The following is a 19,997-nucleotide window of genomic DNA, read 5'->3' as shown; positions in this document are numbered from 1 at the left end:
AAAGGGAATCGAATGCAACTCGGCATCGGTCAGTGGGTGAGCCGGCGCGCCTTCCTCAACGGCGGGCGCACCGCGTTGATCAGCAACGGCGCGCACATCACCTACGCCGACCTCGATCGGCGCACCAACCAGGTCGCCGCCGCACTCATCGCCCTCGGCGTGCGCAAGGGCGATCGGGTCGCGATGCTGCTGGTCAATTCGACCGAGTTCATCGAGGTGCTGCTGGGCTGCGCCAAAATCGGCGCACTTGCAGTTCCGCTCAACGTGCGCCTTGCCGGACCCGAGATCGGCTACATCCTGGCCGACTCAGGCGCCGATGTTCTGGTCTTCCACGAGCCGTTCGCCGCGCAGGCCAGGAGCGCCGTCACCGAGTCCGGAGTCCGCGTGCGCCATGTCGTGCGCGCCGGTGGGGTGCCGGCGCCGGGCGAGCTCGGCTACGAAGACGTCGTCTCGGGCGCCGCGCCCGAACCGCTCAACGGTGACGTCGACGGCCGCGACCCCGCGTTCATCATGTACACGTCGGGGACGACGGGCCGACCCAAGGGCGCGATCCTCACCCACGACAACCTGCTATGGAACGCGATCAACGTCCTCGGCACCGACATCGGCCTGCGGGGCGAGGACGTCACCGTCGCGGTGGCGCCGATGTTCCACATCGGCGGGCTGGGAGTACACACCCTGCCGCTGTTGTACGTCGGCGGCACCAGCGTGATCATGCCGTCCTTCGAGCCGCGAGCGACGTTACAGGCGATGGCCGACCACCACGTCACGGTCCAGTTCATGGTGCCGGCCATGTGGACCGCACTCACACAGGTGCCCGACTTCGACTCCTTCAACCTGTCTGCGCTGCGTTTCGCCATGGGCGGCGGGTCGCCCGTCCCCCTCACGGTCATCGACTTCATGCGCGAGCGAGGCGTGCCCTTCACCGAGGGCTTCGGCATGACCGAGACCGCTCCCTTGGTGACCGTCCTCGACGCCGAGAACGTCAGCACGCGGGCCGGGTCGATCGGCCGCGTCGCAATGCATGTCGACGCCCGCATCGTCGACGACGACGACCGCGACGTCGCGACCGACACCGTGGGCGAACTGATCGTGCGCGGCCCGAATGTGTTCACCGGCTACTGGATGAAGGCCGAGGCGAGCGCCGAGGCGTTACGCGGGGGCTGGTTCCACACGGGCGACCTCGGGCGCATGGACGCCGAGGGCTTCATCACCCTCGTCGACCGCAAGAAGGACATGATCATCTCCGGCGGCGAGAACGTCTACCCGATCGAGGTCGAGCAGGTTCTCTTCCGCCACCCGGCGGTGTTCGACGCCGCCGTGATCGGCGGTAAGGACGCGAAGTGGGGCGAACGCGTCGTCGCGGTCGTGGTCGCCGACCCGGCGACACAGGCGCCGAGCGCCGAGGAGATCGTAGCGTGGTGCCGGGAGCGGCTGGCACACTTCAAGTGTCCGCGTGACGTGCACTTCGTCGCCGAACTGCCGCGCAATGCCACCGGCAAGCTGCTCAAGACCGAGCTGCGCGCGCAGTTCACGGGCATCGAGGGCGGAGTCGTTTTGCGCTGAGTCGTGCCGCTGCACATCGCGGGTTCGAAGCAGGGCCCCTAAATCATGAACTGAGAAGAGGATGCGACAGCATCGGCGGGGGCTAGCGGTTTCGTTCACCTCCCTTGATTTGGTGCGGCGGGTGCCGACGCAGGCAACCCCAGCGCCGGTAGGATCCCAGCCCGGCCCAGCGGATCGGACGGCGAACAACGTAACCACAAATCGACAGGAGGCCTGAAAGTGGCCGGTTTGCGCCGCAAACTGCTCCTCGAGGCCGCCGCCGACCTGTTCGCGCGGCAAGGCTTTCACGCCGTGGGCATCGACGACATCGGTGCCGCAGCAGGGGTGAGCGGGCCGGCCGTCTACCGGCACTTTCAGAACAAGGACGCGATCCTGCGCGAGTTATGCGACGCCGCCATGACTGAGCTGCTGGCCGGCGCCCGGCGCGCCACCAACGCCGGCACACCGACGGAGGTCCTGCACGCCCTTGTCGACCTACACGCGGCCTTCGGCGCGCGACGACGCGGCCTGTTGGCCGTCTACGCCCGCGAGCACCGCTCGCTGTCGCCGCTGGCGACCCGTGCCCTGCGACGCCGACAGCACAGGTACGAGTCCTTCTGGGTCGACGCGCTCGTACGAGCACGGGGCGATCTGGACCGTGAGCGCGCACAGGGCCTGGTCGCCGCCGTGCTGTCATTGCTCAACGCGTCCGCGTACATGCCGGCGTCGCTGGACGACGCGACGATTGAGGCGATGCTGGCCGCCGCGGCCGTTGCGGCGCTGTTCAGCCGCGCGGTTACACAGCAGGTAGACGGCGCCCCGCACCGGATTTAGTGTGTGTCGAGCAGCGATTCGGGAACGTCCACCACTCGGGATCGCACGTACTCCCCGAGCCCCTTGGCCTGCGCGTCCGGCCGGGTCGAGGAGGCCACCCCGTCACCGAGCAAGCCGTGCACCACCACGTTGAGCGCGCGCAGGTTCGGCAGTTCGAAGCGCTCGATGCGCAGGTGCGCCGTCTCCGGCCCGAGCAGTGTGCGCAGCCGCTCGACGCTCAGGTACTCGCGCGCCCACGCGTAACCGGGGTCGTCGCGTGCCCACAGTCCGAGGTTGGCGTTGCCGCCCTTATCTCCGGACCGCGCACCGAGTACCGACCCGAGCGGCGCGAGCCGCGTCGGCCCGGATGGCGCCGGCAGCTTCGCGGGCGGGGCGATCCCAGCCGGCGGGACCGCACCGGTCGGCGGGTCAGGGATCACGTGCCGATTGCCGTCGGCGTCGACGAGCACGTGCGTGAGGGCCGAGCGCGGAACGTAGGCCGGCCGGTAGACGCCGAACGCGGTCTCCGAGGACGGTGGCGTGGTGGTGTGGAAGCCGGCGAAACCAGCCAGGGCGATCTCCATGACCCCGCCGGAGAAGGCTCGGCCCACCTTTCGCGGGTCGGCGTCCTTCACCGTCACACGCAGGTGCGCGCAGGCTTGCTCGTTCGTCGGCGCATCGGAGACGTCGAAACGCAACAGTCGCACGTCGACTTCGTCGAAGGCGTCGCGTCCGCCGAGAACGTCGAAGAGCTGCTGTTCGGCGAAGGCCGCCTTGGCCTCGATGTCGAGGCCGGTGAGCACCATGGTCATCGTGTTGCGGAAGCCGCCCACCTCGTTCAGCGCCACCTTCAACGTGTCCGGCGGCGGACTGCCTTTCGTACCGCTGATCGCGACACGGTGCTCACCCTGTTGAGCCAGGCGAATGGTGTCGAAGTGGGCGACGACGTCGGGGCCGAGGTAGGCAGGTTCAGCGATCTCGTAGAGCAGCTGGGCGGTGACCGTGCCGACTGAGACCAGTCCCCCGGTGCCGGGATGCTTCGTGATCACCGAAGAGCCGTCCTCGGCGACCTCGGCGATCGGAAACCCCGGGTAGCGGCGGTCGGTGATCTCGTCGAGGAACGCGTAGTTGCCGCCCGTCGCCTGAGGGCCGCACTCGATCACGTGCCCGGCGACGACCGCACCCGCGAGCCGATCCCAGTCGGCGCGTGCCCAGGCGTGCCACCAGGCCGCGGGACCGACCACGAGGGATGCGTCGGTGACCCGGCCGGTCACGACGACGTCGGCGCCCGAATGCAGCGCCTCGGTGATGCCCCAGGCGCCGAGGTAGGCGTTGGCCGACACCGGTTTGATGTCGCCGACGGGCGGCGTGATTGCGTGGAGGTCGCCACGTAGGTCGTCGCCCTCGACGTGCGCGACGCGCGCGGTGAGGCCGAGACGTGCGGACAGCTCGCGCAACGCGGCGGCCAAGCCGGCGGGATTCAGCCCGCCCGCGTTCGCGACGACCTTGATGCCACGATCGAGACAGGTGCCCAGCACCTGTTCCATTTGGGTGAGGAAAGTCCGCGCGTACCCGCCGGACGGGTCTTTGGCCTGGGCCTTGGCCAGGATGAGCATGGTCAGCTCGGCCAGATAGTCACCGCACAGGACGTCGATCGGTCCGCCCTCGACCATCTCGCGGGCTGCGGCGATGCGGTCGCCGTAAAAGCCGGAGCAGTTGCCGATGCGGACCGGGACGCTCACCGCTGACCCCCTGCGAACTGGCCCGCCACGCGCCCGCCGCCAGGGGGCCCCGCGAAGGCCTGGGCGATCGCGAGCCACTGGTCGGCCAGCGGTCCGTCGGCGACCAAAGCGGTGTCGTCGCGGTGGCGGCGTTGGGTCACCAACAGGCAAAAGTCCAGCGCCGGCCCGCTCACGCGGTTGGCGGCGTCGGCTGGCCCCCACGTCCAGACGCTGCCGTCCGGAGCGGTCAGCTCGACGCGTACCGGGTCCGCGGGGAGGTCCAGACCGTTGGCCAGGTAGCTGAAAGCGCGCGCACCCACCCCGATGTGGGCCACGTGCCGCAGCCGTGCCGTGGCCTCGCGGGTCGCGCCGAGCGCGTCGACGATGTCCTGGCCGTGCGCCCAGGTCTCCATGAGTCGCGCTGTCAGCGACGAGACCGCGCTCATCGTCGGCCCGAACCACGGCAGGCGGGTCGCCGGGGCAATGTCCGCGAACGCCGCAACGAGGGCTGCACGCGACGTGTCGAACCACGCGAGCAGGTCGGCAGCCGGCATTTGACGGTAGCGCTCAGCGATGACGTCGGGTGAGATGCTTCCGTCGGCCATCATCGGCAGGTAGTCGCTGCTGAAACCGTCGGGGTCGGTGGCCGAGCGCACCGCCACGTCGTCGAAGAACGCCAGATGGCTGATCTGGTCGCGGATCGCCCAGCCCACGGCCGGAGTCGGCGCGTCCCAGCCGCGCGGACCTTCGGGCAGCGGTGCGATGAGTTCGCGCAACGCGGCCGTTTCGGCTTCGATGTCGGCGATTACCGACTGCATGGTCACCGCCATGTCAGCGTCCCTTCCACTGTGGTGCGCGCTTCTCGCGGAACGCCGTCGGGCCTTCCTGCGCGTCGTCGCTCAGATAGACCGGCTCCCATATCTCGTCGGCCAGGTCGTAGGCGGCGGCGAGGTGGTGCTGTGCCGAGAGGTACACGGTGCGCTTGGACGCAAGCACCGATAGCGGTGCGTTCGCGGCGATGCTGAGCGCCAACTGCCGGGTACGCTCGCGCAACTGATCGGCCGGCACCACCTCATTGACTAAGCCGACCTGGTGGGCGCGCTCGGCGGTGATCGGGTCGCCGGTCAGCAGGATCTGCATGGCAACGCGTGGGGGCACCAGCCACGATAGCGGTGCCGCCCACGGCGACCCGCGGCCGACTTTGACCTCGCTGACGGCGAAGGTCGCGTGTTCGGCAGCCACGACCAGGTCGCACTGCTGCGCGAGCAGGAAGCCCCCGGCGAACGCGACACCGTTGACGGCCGCGATCGTCGGCTTCGCGACATCGATGTTGCGGCCGAACTGCGGAGCGAAGTCCTTCGGGGGCACCTTGAGCGCGTTCTGCGCCATCTCCTTCAAGTCCCCGCCGGCGCAGAACGCCTTATCGCCCACGCCGGTGAGGACGAGCACCTTCGCCGCGTCGTCGTCATTGAAGCGGCGTACCGCGTCGAAAAGCCCCGTGCGCACAGCGTTGTTCAGCGCGTTGCGCGCCTCGGGCCGGTTGATCGTCAGCCAGGCCACGCTGTCGACGACCTCGTAGCGAACCGGTTGCTCGGCCACCGAGCCTCCGTCCCTCACCGTCGCCTCGCATGTGAGTGGCAGCTCACCCCGGCACCTCGACAAACGGGTCGGCCAGCTCAACGGTGGCTTCACTCGGCACGCACGGACCATCTTCGCTCGAGACGAGCAACTCGAGGTCGACGAGGCGCCGTCCGCCATCGTCGCGTTTGGCCACGACCTTGCCGCTCAGGGTTGCGGTCTGGCCCGGATAGATCGACCGGATCATTGAGATTCTGCGGCGCCGGATGAGCGCGTCGGGTCCGGCCCATTCGTTGAGGCCGCGGTCGATGAAGCCATGGAAGAAGAGGGTTGACAGGTAGATCGTGCGCTGGCCCTGGCTGCGCGCGTAGTCGGGGTCGTGGTGACCGGGGAACCAGTCCCATGTCGAAGCCGCGTTCATGCAGATGCGCTTGTAGCTGATCTCGATCGAGACGGGCGTCAGGGTGTCGCCGACGGCGATGTCCTCGAACCGCACGGGGACGCGGACCATGCTGCGCTCGGTGGAGTCGTTCATGATGCGCCTTCACTATCGGCGGTGTCGTATCGGAAGAGCACGTTGGTGTTGCGGCCGATGACCTCACCGTGCTGGTCGGAGAAGGTGCTCACCGTGGTGATGAACACACCGGTGCCCACCCGCGTCGTCTTGGGCTCGGAGATCGAGGCGATCTCCTCCACGATCGACACGTGATCGCCTACCCGGGGCCGGCGTTCGAACTCCGTCGTCGTCGAGGCGTTGATGATGTGGTGGCCCGGCAACGGGACGCTGAGCGCGAACATCATGTCGGCACGCGCTAGGTACCCGGGCACCCACTGCGGCGCGAAGCCGAGGCTCATCAGCAGCCCGGGCGGGCAGTCCTCACCCTCCCAGTAACGGGGGTTCGCGTCCTCGACGAGCGAGCAGTAGTACAACACCATCGAGCGGTCGATCGGGAACCACGCATGCCGCGGTTCGGAGCGATGACCGACCCACGCCCGGCCTTCGTCGAAGGTCCCGAACGTCATCCCGAGGCCGGTGACGTCGCTCGTTGGCGCGCTCACCGGGTCACCTGCACGACGGCGCTCCCCTTTATCGCGGGTTCGCCGGTCTGGCGCGTGACCACGAGTTCGAGGTCTGCCACCTGCTGCCCTCCGGCCTCGCGCACGCCGGTGACCCTGCCGCCGAAGCTGAGCAGGTCACCGGGCCATACCTGACCGGTGAACCGGATGCGGAACGAGCGGATGTTGGCCAGCCCCACCCAGGCGGTCAGCCGCTGCGCGAGCACACCGCCGTGCAGCAGTCCCATGCCGAACACACCGGGCATGCCGGCCGCGCGGGCGAACTCTTCGTCGTGGTGGATCGGGTTGAAGTCGCCGCCGGAGCCGGCGTAGCGAACGATGTGCGAGCGCGTCAGCGGGCCGAACTGTGAGGTCGGCATCTCGTCGCCGATGGCCAACGCCACCGGCGCGGGGGATGTCGTCATTGGGTGGAGCCTCCGGTTTCGATCAAGACGTCGGTCTGGCGCACGACGAGTTCGTCGCGCTGGTTGGTGAAGTCGGTCTCGATCGTCACGATTGTCATGATGCCGCCGCGCTTCCCCTCGCGGCTGGTCACGTTCGACACCCGACGAGTCTCGGTGAGCTCGTCGCCGACGAACACCGGCGCGAAATACTCCCAGCCGCACTCACCGTGCAGTACGCGTCGCAGGTCGAGCCCGAGGGCGCCGAACATGTCGTCGTCGGCGCGCCAGTGAGCCGAGGAGACGACGAAGGTCGGAGGAGCGGGGATCGCGCCGAAGCCGGCGGCGCGGGCGGCCGCGACGTCCTGGTAGATCGGGTCGCGGTCGCCGAGCGAAAGTGCGAACTCGCGCACTTTGGACCGGTCGACGGGAAACGTGGTCCTCCCGAGTTGCGTCCCGATGAGCGATGCGTCAGCCACTCTGGTCACCTTTCCCGCCGGCGAAGGCCGGCGCACAATCGCGAATGAGGCTGCCGAGGTTCTCGGCGATGCGCTCGGGCGCGAGACCAATCGAGGGTGAGTAGAGAACGATGTGGTCCAGCACGCCCTCGTAGCGGCGCAGCCCTTCTCGGACCTCGGCGGCGGTGCCGGCCACCGCCATCGCGTCGATCATGTCGTCGGTGACCGCGGCGAACATGGCCGGCAGGTCACGCCGTGCGAACGCGTCGCGGATGGCCGCTGCCTGCCTGGCGAAACCGCTGACGTCGAGCACGTGCTCGTAGGTCTTCACCGAGGAGTAGAACGCGATCTGCTGCGCGGCCTCACGACGTGCGATCTGTGGGTCGTCGTGCACCGCGCAGATGACCATCGAGACGATCTCAATGTCGGCGGGATCGCGTCCGGCCCGCTCCGCACCGCGCACGACGGCTGGGCGGGCGACCTCCTCGACGTAAGTCGTGGTGAACAGCGGATGACCAGCCAACCCGTCGGCTACGCGCCCTGCCACCTCGCACATCCGCGGACGCACGCCCGCGGTGATGATCGGGATCGCTCGCTTCGGCGGCGCGACGTCGCCGGTTGGGACGAGATTCATCCGGTAGAAGCGCCCCTCATGGCGCACGGGGCCCTCGTGCAGGTTCCAGATCCGACGCACGAGCGGGACCAGCTCCTCCATGCGCAGAGCGGGAGCGGAGGTGTCCTCCACGCCGTGCCAGTCGCTCATCATGCGGCGTGTACCGTTGCCGAGCCCGAGTACGACGCGCCCGCCTGAAAGCTCGTCGAGGTCACGCGCCTCGGTGGCGAGCACGAGCGGGCTGCGCCCGACGCCATACAGGATCGACGACCCGATGCGGCAGCGCTTTGTGCGCGCGGCCATCGCGGCCATCGAGATCGAGCCGGAGCGCGAGTAGAACTCCGAGGCCCAGGCGGCGTCGAAGCCGGCGAGGTCGGTAGCCTCGGCGGTCTCGACAAGGGTGGCCAAGTCCGCGCCGAGCACCGAGACCCCGTACGTGGTCACGACGCCGCCAGCCTGAATCGGACCAGCCCAAGGTCCTCGTTCACCCGCTCGAACACTGCGCGCACTCTCGCCCCGATCGCAACTTCATCTGGGGCCACGCCCTCGAGACTGGCCAACAACTGCGGCCCCTCGTCCAGACGAACGAGCACGACGACGTACGGCTCGCTGCGCGGGAACGAGTCCCACGGGGGGCGGTACACCGGCGCGAAACTGACGATCTCACCAGTACCCGCCGCGGTCTCCCAGGCCAACTCACCGTCATGGCAGACGGGACACACCAGCCGCGGGTAGAGGAAAGGGTGGTCGTTCGCGCACCGCTGGAAGACGAGTACACCGCGGGCCGCTGCTGCGAAGTAGGGACGGTTGACATCGGTCAGCGGCGGCAGCGCCTCAGGATCGTGCAGACCGTCGAGAGAACTCGAAGCTGCGGTCATGACGCTCCCTCCATCACCATGCTGACGTGACTGCACAGCATCGAGCCGTAGCTGTGCACGAACGCGGTATCCGCCCCGGGCACCTGACGGCCCTCGGCGCGACCGGACAACTGCCAGTAACCCTCAAGGATCTGCGAAATGCCAGAGGAGGTCCCGGTGTGCCCGAACCGGATTAGGCCGCCGTCGGTGTTCACCGGAAGGTCGCCCCCCGGATCGGCGCAGCCGTCACGGTAGAAATCGCCTGCCCCACCGGGCTTCACGAAACCCGCCTCCTCAAGGATCATCGCCGGGTTGGAGGCGAAGGCGTCGTAGAGCAAAGCGATGTCGACGTCGGCCGGCGCCCGTCCGGAGCGCTCAAAGGCCATCGGACCCGAACGGGCGGCCCCGGTACGACCCGGCCGGGCCAGCGAGGTCAGAAAACCGTGGGTGTGACCCTCTCCAAAGCCCAGCAAATGCACCGGCCGGTGCTTGCCCGCGCGAGCCCGGCGGGCCGAGCCCAGCACCAGCGCGCCACCGCCCTCGCAGGGAATCGAGCAGTGGTAGAAGTGGAACGGCCCGGCGATCGGCCGGGACGCCAGCACGTCCTCCACAGTCAGGCGTTGAGCGCCGTGCGCGATAGCCGCGGGGTTCAGTGCGGCCCAACGGTCCTGCGACACGGTGACCTCGGCGATGTCCGCCTTGCCCTGTCCCGTCTCGTGCATCCAGGCCTGCGCGATCAAACCGTAGAGCGCCGGCACGGACGGTCCATAGGGCATCTCGAACGCGTGGTCACACACCAGCGCCATCAGTTCGCGCCCGCCATCGCGGATCGGTGGAAACTTGCCCGCCGACACGACCAGCACCGTCTCGGCCTCGCCCCGGGCGATGACGTTACTCGCCATGCGCGTCATGGCGAGATGGGTCCCGCCGCCAAGCTGACAGGTCATCTGAAGTTTCAGATTGTGCAGCCCGAGATAGTCCATGAGGTCCTCGGACAGGAAGATCGAACCCTCGTTCGTCATCGGCCCGGCGCACACCAGACCGTCGACCTCGTCTGGGACCACCCCTGCGTCGGCGAGAGCCGCGACCGCGGCGCGCACATGCAATTCAGTGGAGGTGTACGGAACGTTTCTCCCTGGAGCGAGTTCGGCGGCACCGATGATGGCCGGCTGGTCGTGTGGCATCCGGACTCCTCTCGACCACGCGTCCAACGCCGGTCCCGACGTGAACGACGGTTAGCATAGCGTGCCTAGAGGTCCGCGTCACCCCCGCCCGCACCCGCCGCTAGCGCGGTATGGATTCTCTGGAATGTCCTTGCGCCTCTTCCCAAGAGGGTGCTGCGATGACCGAAACCCGCGCCGATCGTGTCGTTTCTCGACGATGTCCAGGTGACAGATGAGGCCGATCGTGAAGCCCGCTGGTTCCGATGGTCGCCCGGCACACGCCGGGGCGGATCTATAGCCCTCAGTCGCGCGTTTTTCTGAAGTGGCGCGGTGAACGACCGGTCCACCGTTTGAAGGCATGTGTGAAGTTCGTGAGCTCCGCGTACCCGAGTTCTGCCGCGATCTCGCTTACAGACAACGATCTGTCGAGAAGTCGCAGAATTGCTCGCTCCCGCAAGAACGACTGACGCAATTCGCGAAAGGTGGTCCCCTCTTCGCGGAGGCGCCGCTTCAACGTGCTCGGGGATATCGAAAGCTCGCCCGCCGTCCGGCTGATGTTCGTTTTTCCGGGATCTTTTTCGAGCAGGTCCCTTACTTTTTCGGAGACCGACGTGTCACGTCGTTGATCGAGAGTTCGCTGCAAATCGGTGACGGCAATCCGGTACGCCACAGGATCGGAGAATCGACAGACCTCCTCGAGCGAAGCCGCGGGAACGTGGACGAACGAGCTGGGGGCGTCGAAGAAGATCCGACCCGCCAACACTTCGTCATGAAGAACCCACGACTCCGGCGCTGAATGACTTAAATGCAGTTCAATATTCGGTACGGCACCCGCGAGCATGTCGAGCAGACGCAACAGCGCCAGCCCACCGTAGGTGACGGCCAGGCAGTTCAGGCCCGCGTCACCGGTGCGACCGGTGAGCCCGATCGTGAGGCCGCGTTCCGTCGAATGGAACGTCGGGCTGAGGGCTGTGGTGATCACCGGCAGATAAGCAAGCAACTCGACAACCTCGGCTACCGAGCCCGCGCTGACCAAGGGAACACTGAGTGCCCCAAAGGACGTCAGTTTGGCGTGTTCAGCGAACGCGAAACCCAGACGGGTTCCCTGATCACAATCGAAATCGGAATATATCTCCCTGAACCACCGTAAGGGGACCTGCGCGTCGCGACCCACCAACATCGACTCGGTAACGTGCTCGCGAACCATGATGCTGCGGAGCGCAATGCTGGCGTCATGCCCCAGCGCCTCACTGTCCAGCATCTGCAGGAAAGCCAGCGCTGGCATACCCGAGTCGTCGAGTTTCACGTGCCTCCCTGCGCGTGAGCTAAAAACACAACTTTTTGACTCCTGCGAGCCTAGCGACGCTGGTCACGCGCGACAACGCTAAATAGAGGAGTTCCAAATTGAGGAGAGTTAATCATGGCAGTCGTCACCTTCGTCTCTCACGACGGCGAGAAGTACGAAGCCCCCTTGGCCGAAGGGCAGTCCTTGATGCAGGTTGCGGTCAACAACGCGGTGCCCGGCATCGACGGCGATTGTGGAGGGGAAGCCGCATGCGGAACGTGCCACGTGATCGTCGCTCCCGAGTGGTCGGACACGGTGGGACTCTGCGGCGCCAACGAAGAGGAGATGCTCGCGATGAACCCCGAGCGTCAGCGGACGTCGAGGCTGTCTTGCCAGATGTCCGCCTCCGAGGCATGGGATGGCTTGACGGTCGAGCTACCTGAGTTCCAGCTCTGAAACAACGTCATGGATTTGGAGGAAACAATAATGAGTATTCCCGCGGCAGTGGCCGCCAAAGCCCAGTCTGCCGTGCCTCTGGAGCTGCAAATCCGCGGCGCACACCTCTACGACAAGACACGCCGGTGGGTAACCGGAACCAATGGTAAGAAGATCTTCACCGAGACGCCCATTCCTCCGGTCGAGGACGTTGATATCGCCGACATCGATCTCAGCAACCCGTTCCTCTACCGCCAAGGCCGCTGGAAGTCCTACTTCGAACGCGTGCGCAACGAGGCGCCGGTGCACTACCAGGCTCACAGTGCGTTCGGCCCGTTCTGGTCGGTGACCCGCCACGCGGACATCATCGCCGTCGACAAGAACCACGAGGCTTTCTCCGCAGAGCCGTTCATCATCATCGGGAGACCGCCCCGCTTCATGGACATCGCCATGTTCATCGCGATGGATCCGCCACAACACGACTTGCAGCGCGCTTCCGTCCAAGGGGTTGTCGCGCCGAAGAACCTGCGCGAGATGGAGGGGCTGATCCGCTCGCGTGTCCAGGAAGTGCTGGACGATCTACCGGTGGATCAGCCGTTCAATTGGGTGCACCACGTCTCCATCGAACTGACAGCGCGCATGCTCGCGACCCTGCTGGACTTCCCGTACGAGCAGCGGCACAAGCTCGTGGAATGGTCGGACCTCGCCACCTCCATGGAGCAAGCCAATGGTGGTCCTTCCGACAACGACAGAGTGTTTCGTGGCATGGTCGACATGGCGAAGGGTCTCAGCGCTCTCTGGCATGACAAGGCGGCCCGTACCGCCAACGGGGAGCGACCGGGCTTCGATCTGATCACGATGCTGCAGGCCAACGAGGACACTAAGGATCTCATCGACCGCCCGATGGAATTCCTCGGCAATTTGGTACTGCTGATCGTCGGGGGAAACGACACGACTCGCAACTCGATGAGCGGAGGGGTTCTCGCCTTGAACCAGTTCCCCGATCAGTTCGAGAAGTTGAAGGCGAACCCTGACCTGATTCCCAACATGGTATCCGAGATCATTCGCTGGCAGACCCCGTTGGCGTACATGCGCCGAGTCGCGAAAAAAGACATCATGTTGAACGGGCAATTCATCCGCAAGGGCGACAAGGTCGTGATGTGGTACGCCTCTGGTAACCGCGATGAGCGTGTCTTCGAGCGGGCCGATGAGTTGATCATCGATAGGAGCAACGCCCGCAATCACATCTCGTTCGGGTTCGGCGTGCACAGGTGCATGGGAAACCGACTTGCTGAGTTGCAGCTTCGAATCCTGTGGGAGGAATTGCTCCCTCGCTTTGAGAACATCGAGGTGGTCGGCGAACCCGAGTATGTGCAATCGAATTTCGTCAGGGGTATCAGCAAGCTGATGGTTCGCCTCACTCCCAGGCCAAGTGCGTGACTCCCGAACGAGCGGTGATCGTCGGCGCGAGCCACGCCGGCGCGCAGTTGGCAGCTAATCTTCGAAGGGAGGGGTGGTCTGGGGAGGTCGTGCTCATCGGCGACGAGGGGGGACTGCCCTACCACCGGCCTCCGTTGTCGAAGGGATACCTGGCCGGCAAGAACGGCCTCGACGACCTCCTGATTCGCGGCGCTGATTTCTACGAAAAGCAGCACATTCGACTCTTGAATGCGACCGTGGAGGCGATCCACCGGAGTGCCAAGCGTGTGTCTCTGAGCACCGGCGACACGCTGACGTACACCAAGCTCGCGTTGTGCACCGGCGCAAGGGCCAGACGACTCCCCACACCAGGGGTGGATCTTCCCGGAATTCACTACCTGCGTACCGCTGCAGACGTCGAGTTGATCCGTGCCGCCGCTACACCGGGTCGGAGGGTTGTGATCGTGGGCGGCGGTTACATCGGGTTGGAAACGGCGGCCTCGCTGTGTTCGCTCGGCATGAACGTCACCGTCCTCGAGGCAACCGAGCGTGTACTCGAACGGGTCACCGCGCCGGAGGTTTCCGCGTTTTACACCCGAATCCACAACGGCGAGGGAGTGGAGATCCGAACACACGCTCTCGTCGAAGCCTTCTCCGGCAACGGCAGAGTGCAGGAGGTCGTGCTGGCAGGCGGCGAACCGATCCCCGCCGACTTGGTCATCGTCGGCGTCGGTGTGGTGCCGAACACCGAGCTCGCCTCGGCCGCAGGATTATCCGTCGACAACGGCATCGTGATCGACGACCAGGCCCGCACCAGCGACCCCGACATCGTGGCCGCCGGCGACTGCACCAGCCACACCATGGCTCGATACGGCTCGCGTATTCGTTTGGAATCCGTATCGAGCGCCGGCGAGCAGGCCAAGATCGCTGCGGCGACAATCTGCGGAAAACACAGCGCAATCGCTGCGCTTCCGTGGTTCTGGTCCGACCAGTACGATCTCAAACTCCAGATCGCCGGTCTCAACACCGGATACGACGAAGTGGTCTTCAGCGGCGACCCGTCGCGTGACCGTGACTTCAGCTGCTTCTACTTCCGCGATCGTGAACTCATCGCCGCCGACTGCGTCAACCGTCCTCGCGATTTCATGTTCAGTAAGCGGGCCATCAGCCAGCAGCTCCGAGTTGACCGCTCAGAGCTCCTCGCCGGCTCGATCTGACACGAGAGCTTGCTAGTTACAAACTGTGGACAACTCCCAGGTACCTGAGTGCTACGCGGGAGATCCGCTCACCGGTGGTGGCGATGTCCGCGGCTGGGAGTACAACATGACTCACTGTCAGTCGCACCAGAACATCTGCGACCTCCTCAACGTCTTCGGGATCGAGATCGTCGAAGTGGTCGTTAAACCACGTGATCAGAGCCGCGGAGCAGAGCTGAAGCAGGGAAGCCGACGTCGGCAGAAGAGGTAGGACTCCAGTAGACGACGAGCCACCGCGATCATTCCCCGAAGGGTTGGACGTCAGAACTGCCTTGAGGAGCGGGCTGTCTTCTGCTTCACAGAGGGTGAATTGCACCGCTGCGGTGATGCCGCCCCGCACGTCGCCCACGTGTTCGGCAAGGACGGCAAGAATGCCTTCCATAAAGCGCTGGCCCTCCGACACCACAAGCGCGTCGCCGAGCCCCTGTTTGTCGCCGAACTCTTTGTACAACGTCGGGCGGGAGACGCCGACCGATTCGGCAACCTCGCTCATCCGGACCTGATCCCAGCCCTTCTCGATGGCGAGTTCTCGTGTCGCCCTCAAAACCTTTTCGCGCACATGCCGGCGGAAAGACACCCGCGCTGGTTCAGTTGGCATAGGAGCAGGATAGGCGCCAGCCCTACATGGGCAGTCAACCGACAGCAGGGTTCATGTGGTCCTGTCGAGGAATTCGACGACCGCCGTCGAGAATGCGTCGTTGTTGTCGCCGGCAATCATGTGTCCCGCGCCCGATACGTCAACGGTTTGCGCGTGCGGAACGACGGTCAGGAAATGCTTTACTGTCTCTTCGGAGACCATGTCAGATAGTAGGCCCCGGACCAGCAGCGTTGGCGCGGACACCTGCCTCGCACCATCAAGAAGGAACGCGCTCATCATGTCGAAGTCTTTAGCGCCTTCGTCTGGATCACCCTGCAGGAACTGGAAATTCGACGTCACGAAAGCTGGATCCCATCGCCAGGCCCAGCGACCGTCTTCGCGACGGGCGAGGACTTTTCGGAGGCCGTCGAGGTTTTCGGGGCGAGGGCGGTGCGGGTTGTAGGCGGCGATCACGTCAGCGGCCGACTCTAGGCTGTCGAAACCTTCGGGGTGTGCCGACATGAACGCTACGACTCGTCGGGCGCCTTCCATCTCCATTCGCGGAGTGACGTCAACCAGGACGACGGCCTGCCATAGGTCCGGCGGGGCGAGCAAGTGTGTTCCGAGAATGGTCAAGCCGCCCAGAGAGGCGCCGATCGCGGCGACGGGGCGGCCGGAATCGGCGTATGAGCGCACGGCCAATAGGTCGGATCCAAGCCGGTCCCCGTCGTAGCGTCCGTCGGGGTCCCAGTCGCTGTCCCCGTGTCCCCTGGTGTCGTACGCGGCCACCGTGTAGCCCCGCTGGTGCAGGCGTTGGGCGGTGACGTCCCAGGCGTGTCGGCTTTGACCTCCGCCGTGAAGGAGCAACACGACCGCCCGCGGCGCATCACAGCGGTAGAGGTCGACCGCCAGCGTCAGCCCGTCCGCCGTGGGCACGCGCTCGACCACAGGAGCCGACGAATCGCCTGTTCTCTTTGCCGACATCAGGAGCTCGTCTTCGGTGCGACGACGGTGACGGTTCCCTGGGCCGCACACACCGCTCTGCCGTCGTTGCAGATGTCGATACGCGCCACACCGCTGGTTCTGCCCAGCGAGATGATCTCGGCTGTGGCTACACAGGTGCCGCTAGAGACCGGACGAAGCAGATTCAGTTTGAACTCCGTTGTCGCGACCCAAGATCCCAGTGGAATCACGGGATAAAACACCACTCCGAGGCAGTGGTCGACCATGGCCGATAAGCAGCCCCCATGCAGGTTCCCGAAAGGCGTCTTCAGGTCGTCGCGTGCGTCCATCTCCGCGACGAGCCGTCCCGCAGTGAATTCGGTGTGACGGAAGCCGAGGTAACCGGCCAACCCGCCCGTGGTTTCTGCTGCGCTCTTTAGTTGCTCAGCGACCTGTTCGTTGAACGTGGTGAATTGCACAGGCCCTCCTACCTCATCTGCCGTCGAGACATTACGCCATAGATGTCACATCGGTCGAGCGTGGTCACCCGCCAGGATCGCCGGAAGGAGAAACCTCGACAGAAACGCCCGGAGTCCGTCACGACTGCGCTCCCGCGGCCCTCGAACAGTCAGCAGGCTCAATATCGTGCGGACAACCCACTCGGCGGCGTCGTCGACGGAGACGCCCGGTTCCACGCAACTCCAGTGTCTCGTGAAGATGGGACGCAGAAATTCGGTGACGATTTCGAAGAGGGACGTCGAGGTCCCCGCCGCGAGACCCACGCCGGCGAGTTCCTCGTCGCTGCCGAACAACAATCCGATGATCTCTTCGCGGCGCGCGGCCTCAACCGTGTATTCCACGAAATCGACGAGCGCGGAGCCCAGGTCGGCGTGCGCCGCGATCCGCGGGCTGATGCGGTCGAGATAGCGCTCGGCGGCGCGAATGATGACACCCGACATCACCGCCTCCCGACTGGGGAAGTAGCGATACACCGTTGCCCTGGACACACCCGCTGTTCTGCCGATGTCCTCCATGGTCGTGCCCACCACACCGCAACTCTCGAGGCACCGCTCGGCAGCATCGAGCAACCGGTCGCGAGCGGACCCACGATCTGTCGGCGCGGCGGCGCCCCATCTCAACAACCTCGTCGACACACAGCCAGTATGCCGCGAGCGCACACCATTGTGACTTGCCCACGCACATGACACCATCGCAGTTATGTCTCAAGTCAGCCCCGTGGCCCTGAGCGGATGCCGATGCCGATGTTGGTAGAAGCGCGTACCCCGGTTGTCGTCGGCGTGGGCGAAGTTACCCATCGCGGGAACGACTTCGTGGACCCGATCGACTTGGCGGTAGAAGCCGCACGCCGCGCGGTCAAAGACGCAAGTCGCCCGGTCGAGCGGCGCATCGACACCGTCGCGACTCCGGGCATCCTGGTCATACCGCGCGACAATCCCGCCAGCAGGATCGCCGAAGCGATGCACATCAGTCCCGCCCGCCGCATCAGCTGTCCCGTCGGCGGAAACACCCCGCAGTATCTCGTCGAAGTGTTGGGTGGCGAAATAGGCGAAGGCCGTGCAGATGTCGTCCTGGTCGTCGGGGCGGAGAGCGGGCATTCCGCACGCAAGCTTCAGGGCGGGGCACTTCTCGACTCGCCGCCCCCACCCCGCTCCGACGACGAATCCCTGGGCGACGCCCGCCCCGGGCTGAGTCAAGCCGAATTGTCGGTGGGTCTGAGTTGGCCGCACGAGGTGTATCCCATCTTCGAGTCCGCGATCGCCGCGCGCCACGGCCGCGACTTCGATGCTCAACGGGAGTGGCTGGGCACGCTGATGGCCCCGTTCACAGCCGAGGCGGCACGCCATCCGGAACAGGCCTGGTTCCCACGCGCACGAAGTGCCACCGAACTCAGCGAAGTCACCGCGGAAAACCGCATGGTCTGCTTGCCCTATCCCAAGCTGCTCAACAGCATCATGTCCGTCGACATGGCTGCCGCCTTCATTCTCATGGCGGCCGAGGTGGCGGACGAATTAGGCGTCGCGCGCGATCGTTGGGTCTTTCCCTGGTCAGCAGCGACTTGCAACGACGTGTACTTCCCCGTGGAACGGCCGGACCTCAGCCGCTCATCGGGTATCGAGGTAGCGGCACGGAAGGCTCTCGATGCGGGCCGGTTGACCACCGACGACATCCGGTGGTTCGACCTCTACTCCTGCTTCCCGTCGGCAATTGAGATGGCTGCCGAGGCTCTCGACTTGGACCCCCTCGACGACAGAGGCCTCACAGTAACCGGAGGCCTGCCTTATCACGGCGGTCCCGGAAACAATTACGTCAGCCACTCGATCGTGGAGATGGTCCGACGGTGCCGACGCGACCCAACCGATGCCGGACTCGTCACCGGCCTCGGGTGGTATTCGACGAAGCATTCGGTCGGTGTGTGGTCGGCCACCCCGCCACCAGCCGGGTGGCGACTGCTCGACACGGCGGTCGAACAAGCTCAAATCGATTCATCGCGGCTGGCCGTCGCAGGCGCCGACGAGGCGACCGGTTGCGCGACAGTCGACGGATACACCGTCGTCTACGACCGAGACGGCCAACCTCGATGGACTCCGATCATCGCGCACCTGTCCGACGGGCAAAGAGTCGTCGCACGCAGCGACGATCCGCAGATCGCCGAGGCGATGGGCGCGGAAATGTACGTAGGTAAAACGGTGTGCCTCCGAAACACAGGGTCGTTCACCGGGTTCGAGCTTCCATGATCGCCGAGGCGATGGTGCTGACCGGACCGCGGAGTCTGCAGCGGCGCCAGATGACCATCCCCGACGTCGGCGACCGGGGTGCGATCCTGCGAGTTGAAGCATGCGGTCTGTGCGGAACAGATCACGAACAATTCACCGGACACCTGCCTGCCGGCTTCTCATTCGTTCCAGGGCACGAAATCGTCGGCATCGTCGAACATGTTGGCGCTGCGGCTGGCCAACGCTGGGGTGTACAAGCCGGCCAGCGCGTGGCCGTTGAGGTGTTCCGGTCCTGCCGAGACTGCCCCGAGTGCCGCCGCGGCGAATACCGGCGGTGCGCGGTGAACGGCATCGCCACCATGTTCGGGTTTGTCGACGTGGAGGTCGGCGCGGGCTTATGGGGCGGATACGCCACCCATGTGGAGCTTCCGTGGGACGCGATGCTGCTCCCGATTGCCGAAGACATGGACCCCGTTCTCGCCACGTTGTTCAACCCTCTCGGGGCCGGTATCCAGTGGGGGGCGACTCTTCCCGACACCAAGGCCGGGGACGTCGTAGCGATCCTGGGGCCCGGCATCCGCGGAATCTGTGCGGCGGTGGCGGCCAAAGAGGCGGGAGCCGCGTTCGTCGCGATGACCGGCGTAGGCCCACGCGACGAACAACGACTGGCCATAGCCAGATCATTCGGTGTCGACCTGCCCATCGATGTATCGCAGGACGATGCAGTGACCGCGCTCCAGCGTGAGACAGGCGGACGGCTTGCCGACGTGGTCGTCGACGTCACCGCTAAAGCACCCTCCGCGTTCGCCGATGCCGTCGGCCTTGCCAGGCCCGGCGGCACAATTGTGGTGGCCGGCACCCGTGGAGGAGGCGGCGCGCCCCGGTTTGAACCAGACTTGTTGGTCTATAAAGAATTACACGTCGTAGGCGCACTCGGCGTGGAGTATCCCGCCCACCGGGCAGCCCTCGAGATTCTCGCCCTGGGCCGCTGGCCGTTCGACCGGATCACCAGAGAATCAACCGGATTCGCTGGGCTCGCGCAGCTGCTCACTTCGCTTGCAGATGAAAGTGCCCGATCAAGTGGGGCGCTGCACAACGTCTTTTTGCCCACGCCCTAACGGCGTGGGCAGAGGTTCAACAGAG

The 19,997-nt window shown here is 65.7% G+C and carries 22 protein-coding genes; 7 read left to right on the top strand and 15 right to left on the bottom strand.

The window, feature by feature from the left end:
• Positions 1-12 precede the first annotated feature (12 nt).
• Positions 13-1,566, top strand: a complete 1,554-nt coding sequence (locus tag ACEWX3_RS12445) for a long-chain fatty acid--CoA ligase (RefSeq protein WP_011560587.1) — start codon at positions 13-15, stop codon at positions 1,564-1,566.
• 219 nt (positions 1,567-1,785) lie between these two features.
• Complete coding sequence (locus ACEWX3_RS12440; RefSeq protein WP_011560588.1) at positions 1,786-2,379, top strand: TetR/AcrR family transcriptional regulator; 594 nt, start codon at positions 1,786-1,788, stop codon at positions 2,377-2,379.
• On the opposite strand, the gene ACEWX3_RS12435 is transcribed toward ACEWX3_RS12440, so the two are convergent.
• The 11 genes from ACEWX3_RS12435 to ACEWX3_RS12385 all read right to left on the bottom strand — a co-directional run bounded on the left by ACEWX3_RS12435 (position 2,376) and on the right by ACEWX3_RS12385 (position 11,511).
• On the bottom strand, positions 2,376-4,100 hold the full coding sequence (locus tag ACEWX3_RS12435) for an acyclic terpene utilization AtuA family protein (RefSeq protein WP_011560589.1): 1,725 nt from the start codon (positions 4,098-4,100) through the stop codon (positions 2,376-2,378). The genes ACEWX3_RS12440 and ACEWX3_RS12435 overlap by 4 nt on opposite strands.
• Entirely contained in the window at positions 4,097-4,909 is an 813-nt protein-coding gene (locus ACEWX3_RS12430; RefSeq protein WP_011560590.1) for a TIGR03084 family metal-binding protein, read from the bottom strand. The genes ACEWX3_RS12435 and ACEWX3_RS12430 overlap by 4 nt, the downstream gene beginning before the upstream one ends.
• A 1-nt stretch (position 4,910) precedes the next feature.
• Entirely contained in the window at positions 4,911-5,678 is a 768-nt protein-coding gene (locus tag ACEWX3_RS12425; RefSeq protein ID WP_011560591.1) for an enoyl-CoA hydratase/isomerase family protein, read from the bottom strand.
• 43 nt (positions 5,679-5,721) lie between these two features.
• Positions 5,722-6,192, bottom strand: a complete 471-nt coding sequence (locus ACEWX3_RS12420; RefSeq protein WP_011560592.1) for a MaoC/PaaZ C-terminal domain-containing protein — start codon at positions 6,190-6,192, stop codon at positions 5,722-5,724.
• Positions 6,189-6,680 carry a MaoC family dehydratase N-terminal domain-containing protein gene (locus ACEWX3_RS12415; protein WP_017205330.1) on the bottom strand — a complete coding sequence of 164 codons (492 nt, stop codon included), beginning with the start codon at positions 6,678-6,680 and terminating at the stop codon, positions 6,189-6,191. The genes ACEWX3_RS12420 and ACEWX3_RS12415 overlap by 4 nt, the downstream gene beginning before the upstream one ends.
• A 32-nt stretch (positions 6,681-6,712) precedes the next feature.
• Positions 6,713-7,138 carry a dihydroxy-acid dehydratase gene (locus ACEWX3_RS12410; protein ID WP_011560594.1) on the bottom strand — a complete coding sequence of 142 codons (426 nt, stop codon included), beginning with the start codon at positions 7,136-7,138 and terminating at the stop codon, positions 6,713-6,715.
• Positions 7,135-7,593, bottom strand: coding sequence for a MaoC family dehydratase N-terminal domain-containing protein (locus ACEWX3_RS12405; RefSeq protein WP_011560595.1), 459 nt, complete (start codon positions 7,591-7,593; stop codon positions 7,135-7,137). Before ACEWX3_RS12405 ends, ACEWX3_RS12410 begins: the two co-directional genes overlap by 4 nt.
• The gene (locus tag ACEWX3_RS12400; protein ID WP_014382413.1) at positions 7,586-8,629 is read right to left on the bottom strand and encodes an LLM class flavin-dependent oxidoreductase; all 1,044 of its coding nucleotides are present in this window, start codon (positions 8,627-8,629) and stop codon (positions 7,586-7,588) included. Before ACEWX3_RS12400 ends, ACEWX3_RS12405 begins: the two co-directional genes overlap by 8 nt.
• Positions 8,626-9,063, bottom strand: a complete 438-nt coding sequence (locus ACEWX3_RS12395; protein WP_011560597.1) for a Zn-ribbon domain-containing OB-fold protein — start codon at positions 9,061-9,063, stop codon at positions 8,626-8,628. Before ACEWX3_RS12395 ends, ACEWX3_RS12400 begins: the two co-directional genes overlap by 4 nt.
• A complete protein-coding gene (locus ACEWX3_RS12390) occupies positions 9,060-10,226 on the bottom strand; it encodes a thiolase family protein (protein WP_011560598.1) in 1,167 nt (388 codons plus the stop codon). Before ACEWX3_RS12390 ends, ACEWX3_RS12395 begins: the two co-directional genes overlap by 4 nt.
• A gap of 280 nt (positions 10,227-10,506) precedes the next feature.
• Entirely contained in the window at positions 10,507-11,511 is a 1,005-nt protein-coding gene (locus ACEWX3_RS12385; RefSeq protein ID WP_011560599.1) for an AraC family transcriptional regulator, read from the bottom strand.
• 114 nt (positions 11,512-11,625) lie between these two features.
• On the opposite strand from ACEWX3_RS12385, the gene ACEWX3_RS12380 reads away from it, so the two are divergent.
• From ACEWX3_RS12380 to ACEWX3_RS12370, 3 genes are read left to right on the top strand one after another with little or no spacing between them, the layout of a single operon-like run.
• Positions 11,626-11,946 (top strand): 2Fe-2S iron-sulfur cluster-binding protein, encoded by a 321-nt coding sequence (locus ACEWX3_RS12380; RefSeq protein ID WP_011560600.1) that lies wholly within the window; start codon positions 11,626-11,628, stop codon positions 11,944-11,946.
• A gap of 30 nt (positions 11,947-11,976) precedes the next feature.
• Positions 11,977-13,365 (top strand): cytochrome P450, encoded by a 1,389-nt coding sequence (locus ACEWX3_RS12375; RefSeq protein ID WP_011560601.1) that lies wholly within the window; start codon positions 11,977-11,979, stop codon positions 13,363-13,365.
• On the top strand, positions 13,362-14,561 hold the full coding sequence (locus tag ACEWX3_RS12370; RefSeq protein ID WP_011560602.1) for an NAD(P)/FAD-dependent oxidoreductase: 1,200 nt from the start codon (positions 13,362-13,364) through the stop codon (positions 14,559-14,561). The genes ACEWX3_RS12375 and ACEWX3_RS12370 overlap by 4 nt, the downstream gene beginning before the upstream one ends.
• Before the next feature lie 16 nt (positions 14,562-14,577).
• Here ACEWX3_RS12370 and ACEWX3_RS12365 read toward each other — a convergent pair whose 3' ends face one another.
• The 4 genes from ACEWX3_RS12365 to ACEWX3_RS12350 all read right to left on the bottom strand — a co-directional run bounded on the left by ACEWX3_RS12365 (position 14,578) and on the right by ACEWX3_RS12350 (position 17,330).
• Positions 14,578-15,159 carry a TetR/AcrR family transcriptional regulator gene (locus ACEWX3_RS12365; RefSeq protein WP_005110548.1) on the bottom strand — a complete coding sequence of 194 codons (582 nt, stop codon included), beginning with the start codon at positions 15,157-15,159 and terminating at the stop codon, positions 14,578-14,580.
• 90 nt (positions 15,160-15,249) lie between these two features.
• Positions 15,250-16,161 carry an alpha/beta fold hydrolase gene (locus ACEWX3_RS12360; protein ID WP_011560604.1) on the bottom strand — a complete coding sequence of 304 codons (912 nt, stop codon included), beginning with the start codon at positions 16,159-16,161 and terminating at the stop codon, positions 15,250-15,252.
• The gene (locus ACEWX3_RS12355) at positions 16,161-16,598 is read right to left on the bottom strand and encodes a PaaI family thioesterase (protein WP_011560605.1); all 438 of its coding nucleotides are present in this window, start codon (positions 16,596-16,598) and stop codon (positions 16,161-16,163) included. The genes ACEWX3_RS12360 and ACEWX3_RS12355 overlap by 1 nt, the downstream gene beginning before the upstream one ends.
• 45 nt (positions 16,599-16,643) lie before the next feature.
• Complete coding sequence (locus ACEWX3_RS12350) at positions 16,644-17,330, bottom strand: TetR/AcrR family transcriptional regulator (RefSeq protein WP_011560606.1); 687 nt, start codon at positions 17,328-17,330, stop codon at positions 16,644-16,646.
• A 51-nt stretch (positions 17,331-17,381) separates the two neighbouring features.
• On the opposite strand from ACEWX3_RS12350, the gene ACEWX3_RS12345 reads away from it, so the two are divergent.
• Together ACEWX3_RS12345 and ACEWX3_RS12340 are read left to right on the top strand one after the other, a co-directional pair.
• Positions 17,382-18,875, top strand: a complete 1,494-nt coding sequence (locus ACEWX3_RS12345) for an acetyl-CoA acetyltransferase (RefSeq protein WP_024445489.1) — start codon at positions 17,382-17,384, stop codon at positions 18,873-18,875.
• Complete coding sequence (locus ACEWX3_RS12340) at positions 18,872-19,972, top strand: zinc-binding dehydrogenase (RefSeq protein WP_011560608.1); 1,101 nt, start codon at positions 18,872-18,874, stop codon at positions 19,970-19,972. The genes ACEWX3_RS12345 and ACEWX3_RS12340 overlap by 4 nt, the downstream gene beginning before the upstream one ends.
• Positions 19,973-19,997: the final 25 nt, after the last annotated feature.

Origin of the sequence: Mycobacterium sp. G7A2, from assembly GCF_041902445.1 — a bacterium.
Taxonomy (GTDB): Bacteria; Actinomycetota; Actinomycetes; order Mycobacteriales; family Mycobacteriaceae; genus Mycobacterium.
The sequence above is the reverse complement of the archived record's forward strand: the minus strand, read 5'-3'. Positions and strand labels throughout refer to the sequence as shown.

Excerpts from the sequence above, each read along its gene's own strand:
- ACEWX3_RS12445 (WP_011560587.1), top strand. The coding sequence starts at position 13 with ATGCAACTCGGCATCGGTCAGTGGGTGAGCCGGCGCGCCTTCCTCAAC.
- ACEWX3_RS12430 (WP_011560590.1), bottom strand. The coding sequence starts at position 4,909 with ATGGCGGTGACCATGCAGTCGGTAATCGCCGACATCGAAGCCGAAACG.
- ACEWX3_RS12420 (WP_011560592.1), bottom strand. The coding sequence starts at position 6,192 with ATGAACGACTCCACCGAGCGCAGCATGGTCCGCGTCCCCGTGCGGTTC.
- ACEWX3_RS12415 (WP_017205330.1), bottom strand. The coding sequence starts at position 6,680 with ATGACGTTCGGGACCTTCGACGAAGGCCGGGCGTGGGTCGGTCATCGC.
- ACEWX3_RS12410 (WP_011560594.1), bottom strand. The coding sequence starts at position 7,138 with ATGACGACATCCCCCGCGCCGGTGGCGTTGGCCATCGGCGACGAGATG.
- ACEWX3_RS12395 (WP_011560597.1), bottom strand. The coding sequence starts at position 9,063 with ATGACCGCAGCTTCGAGTTCTCTCGACGGTCTGCACGATCCTGAGGCG.
- ACEWX3_RS12390 (WP_011560598.1), bottom strand. The coding sequence starts at position 10,226 with ATGCCACACGACCAGCCGGCCATCATCGGTGCCGCCGAACTCGCTCCA.
- ACEWX3_RS12380 (WP_011560600.1), top strand. The coding sequence starts at position 11,626 with ATGGCAGTCGTCACCTTCGTCTCTCACGACGGCGAGAAGTACGAAGCC.
- ACEWX3_RS12375 (WP_011560601.1), top strand. The coding sequence starts at position 11,977 with ATGAGTATTCCCGCGGCAGTGGCCGCCAAAGCCCAGTCTGCCGTGCCT.
- ACEWX3_RS12360 (WP_011560604.1), bottom strand. The coding sequence starts at position 16,161 with ATGTCGGCAAAGAGAACAGGCGATTCGTCGGCTCCTGTGGTCGAGCGC.
- ACEWX3_RS12350 (WP_011560606.1), bottom strand. The coding sequence starts at position 17,330 with ATGGTGTCATGTGCGTGGGCAAGTCACAATGGTGTGCGCTCGCGGCAT.
- ACEWX3_RS12345 (WP_024445489.1), top strand. The coding sequence starts at position 17,382 with ATGTTGGTAGAAGCGCGTACCCCGGTTGTCGTCGGCGTGGGCGAAGTT.
- ACEWX3_RS12340 (WP_011560608.1), top strand. The coding sequence starts at position 18,872 with ATGATCGCCGAGGCGATGGTGCTGACCGGACCGCGGAGTCTGCAGCGG.